At 33.1% G+C, this 5492-nt stretch carries 4 protein-coding genes; all 4 read right to left on the reverse strand.

Features of this window, described 5'->3' with window-relative positions; all coding sequences use genetic code 11:
- A partial coding sequence (locus AC3DU7_RS16545; RefSeq protein ID WP_488040425.1) for a PAS domain-containing protein occupies nucleotides 1-1295 on the reverse strand: 1295 nt, incomplete at its 3' end.
- A 229-nt stretch (nucleotides 1296-1524) separates the two neighbouring features.
- Entirely contained in the window at nucleotides 1525-3627 is a 2103-nt protein-coding gene (locus AC3DU7_RS16550; RefSeq protein ID WP_488040426.1) for a response regulator, read from the reverse strand.
- Nucleotides 3628-4329: 702 nt separating this feature from the next.
- Nucleotides 4330-4566: a NifU family protein gene (locus AC3DU7_RS16555; RefSeq protein WP_488040427.1), complete on the reverse strand. Its 237-nt coding sequence runs from the start codon at nucleotides 4564-4566 to the stop codon at nucleotides 4330-4332.
- A 107-nt stretch (nucleotides 4567-4673) separates the two neighbouring features.
- Nucleotides 4674-5321: a DUF3386 domain-containing protein gene (locus tag AC3DU7_RS16560; protein WP_488040428.1), complete on the reverse strand. Its 648-nt coding sequence runs from the start codon at nucleotides 5319-5321 to the stop codon at nucleotides 4674-4676.
- Nucleotides 5322-5492: the final 171 nt, after the last annotated feature.

The raw sequence follows: 5492 nt of genomic DNA on the forward strand, positions 1-5492 counted from the left end.
GTAACTTGGCAGACTATACCTTTTTTTAAAGTTGTTGTAACTTGACTATCTGAGTGATTGTTTTGTACTGAAAATTTATCTTTTTTTTTGAGATTTAATACCCCACCGTCTACACGGTGTTTACAATTGGTTTGGGTTTGAGTCTCTATGAACTTTTTCCTTCTTTCTTCTTCCCTATTCCTTCTTCCTTCTTCCCTATTCCTTCTTCCTTCTTCCCTATTCCTTCTTCCTTCTTCAACCCCAGAAATTATCAAACTCCAGTCACTATTTACCAGCTCTTTAATTGTGTAACCAGTCATTCTTGCTGCTGCTGGATTAGCAAAAGAAATTTTCCCCAATGTATCTATTCCAAAAATTCCTTCTCCTGCTGAATCTAATATTAATTTATTTTGGTAACGAAGCTGTTCAAAAGATTTTTCGATCTGTTTACGATCGCTTATATCCCGAGCAATAGTTGAGACTCCTATAATATTACCTTCATTATCTTTTATTGGAGATATTGTTAAAGCTACATCTATATGTTTACCATCTTTTCTAATATGTACAGTTTCATAATTATTTATACTAGCTCCTGCCCTAATATTTGCTAAAATTTGGGAAATTTCATTTGGTCTTTCTGGCAACGCTAACATGGAAATCAAACGGCCTTTTACCTCAGAAATAGAGTAGCCATAAATTGCTTCTGCTCCTGAATTCCAACTATAAATAATTCCTTCTAAAGTATTACCAATAACTGCATCATTAGAGGATTCTACTATAGAAGCCAATCTAATCATCACTTTTTCTGTTTGTTTTTTCTCTGTAATATCACGCCCCAAAACAACAATGCCATTACGTTTTCCATCTTCATAAAATAACGGTACTTTAATTACGTCATAAATTTTTACACTGCCATCTCGTTTGGGAATTATTTCTTCACTTCTAGACAAAGTTCTTTTCTGCCATGCTTCTCGATCGCTATGATGACAAAACAAAAAAGCTTCTCGATAAAAACTACTAATTTCTCCCAATTCAATATCTGATTTGCCACGATAATCTACTTTTTCTATTTCAAATAATTCCAGCATTGATTGATTAGCTTCCAGCCATTGGCCCGTACCATCTTTAAAGCAGACAATATCTGGCATAGCATTAATTAAAGTCCGGAGTTGTAAAGATGTTTTTTGATATTTTTCTACTAGCTCTTGTAGTGCTTTTTCCGCTTTTTGACGCTCCCTAATTTCTGCTTTTAATTGAGCATTAGCATTTTTTAAAGATTCTATTAAATTGGTTTGATTTTTAGTTATACTTTGCATTTTTTTTTATCTTATTTAATTTTTTACAGCTAATTATCAGGAAAGGCAGAGTGCAGTCGGCGATTTGGGGCAGAAGGAAATTCTGACCCCAGCATAAATGCCCGTGACCTTTAGGGAACAAGGGTATAAAACCCCATAATCTACACGATGCCTACAATTGCTTGGGGTCATAAACCCCATCCAGTAGTTCCTTTTGCCTTCTGCCTTCTGCCTTCGTTCATTTGGATAATTAAACACTTATACTACGTTTAATACGATTAATAACACGAGTAATTAAATCAGAATATTTAAATGGTTTACAAATATAATCATCCGCACCAGCAGCAAAAATTTTATGACAAAGAATAGGGTTGTAATGAGCTGTCAGAAATATAACAGGAAGCCAATTCCAATGTGGATCGTTACGAATAACTTGACACAAATCAATTCCGTTAAAATATGGCATTTCTATGTCTAAAATTAATAAATCAGGCACTGTATTTTCCAAGGTTTTCCAGAAATATCGCTCATCACTCAAAGTTACAGCTTTAATTCCCCACTGCGTTAGTATCTGTTCGATGGTCTCTAAAATTTGCAGGTCGTCATCTACAATCATCACAGTTGCCAAAGGCTGATTTTTTCGCCAGATATCTAATACTATATCTATTACTTGAGCTGGTGGTAATGGCTTTTTTAGATATGCTGATGCTCCTAGTTTAGCAATTTTTACGCGATCGCTCAATTCACCTTTAGTATTAAGTACAATTACAGGTAAAGAAGGCATCTGGCTAGAAATTTTAGCTAATATTTTCTCTGAGTTGGCAGCAACTTCAAGGTCAAGTAACACTACATTAGGACAAAATGATAAATCTTGTAAACTATAGTTTAAATTCTGACTAATATAAGTATCTATATCTGTGGTTATTGAAACATTTGGAGCCAGTTTAAATTGTATTTTTTTTGTGATGGCATCCTCAACTAATTGTTTTGCAAATATACTATCTTTTTCTATTATTAATAATAATCTACATTCTGGATAAACATGAATAGAAGATTGACTATCTAGAGATTTAATCTGTTGATTGCCACTTTGGTTTTCGTCTATATTACTATGCTGCTCTATATTGTCATATAGACTTTTAACTAATTCAGACAGATGCAATATTTCGTCAGGATTAAGATTTTTTTCTGCTGCCAATAAAGTTTCTATTTTTCTAGCTAAATCTGAGCCATCTAGTAAACCAAATGTACCTAGAGAACCTGCTAATTTATGAGCTTCTTGTTGTGCTTTTCTTTGTAAATCAATCTCTAATTTTTCATTTTTTCCAGCTACCACTGCTTGTTCCAATACATCAATCCTCTCATTAATACTTCCTTTAAATCTATCCCAGATTTTACTGATGGAATCTTGCAGTTTTTGTTGATATTCCTGATATTTTTGAGGCTTTTCTTTATCTTTTATTTGATTATTCTTGACTGGTAAATTCTTTTTATCTTTTTCTTTTGAGTTTAATACACTGCCTTCTAAATAGTGTTTACAATTGATTGGGGTTTGAGTCCCCATATACTTTTTACTCTCTTGGTGCCCTACCAGGTGCGCTTGTCGCTGACGCGGGATTGCAAAGTTTCTTCCTTCTTCCTTCTTTCTTCTTCTTTCTTCTTTCTTCCTTTTTCCTTCTTCAACTTGTTTTAACCGATAACCTAAGCCATAGACAGTTTCGATTAAATTACTAGGCGCACCCACTGCTTTTAATTTATGTCTTAAACCTTTAATATGCGCTCTAACTGTATCTTCTGTAGGTATGTCTTCAAAACTCCAAACTTTATCTAAAATTGCACTACAACTAAATATTCTTTGGCTATTGTGCATAAATAGATTGAGAATTTCATATTCTTTAGGAGTAAGATTTAACTGTTTATTATTGTAAGTAACTTCACAATTTTGAGAATTTAAACATAAATTACCCCATTTTTTGATGGGAGAAACAGACTCATTTCCCCGCCGTAATAATGCTCTAATTCTAGCTAAAAGCTCTTCTAAATTAAATGGTTTAACGACATAATCATCAGCTCCCGCATTTAAACCTTTTACTTTATCTTGATTGTTATTACGAGCGGTTAAAAGTAAAATAGGAATGCTTTTATTTATATAACGTAACTTTTGACATAGAGTAATACCATCTAATTTAGGCAGCATTACATCTAATAAAATTAAATCATAATCACAGGCTTGAGCTTGCTCCCAACCTGCTTGACCATCTGTGGTTATATCAACTACAAAAAGTTGTTCAGTTAAGGCATCAGCTAAAGTTTCGGCGATAAATTGATCGTCTTCTACAACTAGAATTTTCATTGATTGCCTGTTTAAATTAATTGTAGTTAGTTGTAATATTTAGTAGCTCTATCATAACTAACTATCGATATTTTTTTTGTTAATCTGAGCTTCTAAGTAACTGTATTTCAAGCTATAGTAAAAAGCAAGCGTGTAATACCAATTACCATGCATTCATGCTATACTTAGGTGACACTTCAATTATTACATCATAATTAATACAGGCAGAGTATTTTTTTGATCTTTATTAGTTAGTTCGTGTTAATTATTCTTAATATTTACTGCGACTTACAGAAGTTTTATACAAATTCTCTAGCTACTCCTCAGCTTGAAAAAATGTAGAAAAGTTTTTGATAAATTGTATAATTTGTCAGTCTCCTTTAGGTGTAAAAATGCTAAAATTTTATGTTATTCAAGCTTTGACGCTAGAGTAATTTCAAGCAATTATTTCACATCTACATCTATAAGAAGCGAAAGTCTTTGTGAAATTTTTCCAGTGAATTGGTATGAGAAGTAACTAATTATATTATGTCGTAATGAATTATCTGTTTTTGCAGTTCAAATTTTCAGTAAATTTAGAGTTACTTTTTTACTGTTTCACTCATAAATATCACAACAATATGAAAAATCATACCAGATTAATTATTGATTTTCCGATGCAATAGTAAATATTTTTAATGGATAAATACCCCTCTCACATTGCTTGTGAGAAGGGAAAAATAACTACATCACAGAAACAACTTCAGTAATTTCAGGAATTTCTTCTCTAAGTTTGCGCTCAATACCCATTTTGAGAGTCATAGTAGAACTAGGACAAGAGCTACAAGCTCCTTGTAGTCTAAGATTTACTATCGGACCATCAATTTCGACCAATTCCACGTTACCACCATCTGCCGCGAGATAGGGGCGTAATTCATCTAATACATTTTCCACATTTTCTGGGGTTAGTGCTTTAGCCATTTTTTTCTCCTTTTTTTGTTGAATTTATAAAAATATGAGAACTATGATTATCCTAAATTAATCCTAGCTGAATTAACATTAAAATAGACCAAAGGTTCAGATTATTCCTACACAACTGCTGGTTCTAGCAATTTGATATTAGAATAGTTAAATTCGGTTGTTGTTACTTGACCTTTTTCTGTAGAATTAACTACCTGGCGAGTCATTATGTAATAACTGCCAATTTTTTCATAACTATCTTCAAATTCTAGTTCTCTTATAACTTCATTGGTTTGAGGGTTGCGGAAAATAGCGTTATAATGAGTGGCAATAAAACCTTCTCCTGTATCCAAGCTTTTGTGAGTATTAATTACGAAAGCCATACGGCCCATTACCCGACTAACTAGACAAATTTCTCTACCTCTAACCTTGTAATTTGACCCCATCGCATCACCTTCAACGAGAATTTCAACTGCACCAGTTTCATCCTGATCGCCCAGACTAAAGCTATTTTTACCATGGGATGCTTCAAAAGATGAACGTTTGCGGTGAGTAACTACGTCCCGCAGTTGAGTATAAACGCTTTGTTGTACTTCCTCATCTGAGATACCTGTGACTTCTACACTGAAGTCTGGTTTGATCGAAATTTGGCCATTGTACATTTCTGACCCTTGTTTAAGTTCAATATCGGCACTATAACCAGGAAAACTAGAGTCCCAAGTATAACGATATTCGTAGGCAGCTTTAAATAAATCACGAGCATTTTGTTCTGTCATAGAAACCTCTTTTCCTCAGAATAGTTTTGCATTATTTTACCATAAAAGAGTCTTTTTGAAATTTATTAGTACTGCGTTCAACTCATCTGAATAATAGGTTATTTCAGTTATCAGTTATCAGTCATCAGTTGTAATAAAAAATAGGCTCTCAAGTAGATAAATACTTAATAT

Source organism: Okeania sp. (genome assembly GCF_983059655.1).

Excerpts from the sequence above, each read along its gene's own strand:
- AC3DU7_RS16550 (WP_488040426.1), bottom strand. The coding sequence starts at position 3,627 with ATGAAAATTCTAGTTGTAGAAGACGATCAATTTATCGCCGAAACTTTA.
- AC3DU7_RS16555 (WP_488040427.1), bottom strand. The coding sequence starts at position 4,566 with ATGGCTAAAGCACTAACCCCAGAAAATGTGGAAAATGTATTAGATGAA.
- AC3DU7_RS16560 (WP_488040428.1), bottom strand. The coding sequence starts at position 5,321 with ATGACAGAACAAAATGCTCGTGATTTATTTAAAGCTGCCTACGAATAT.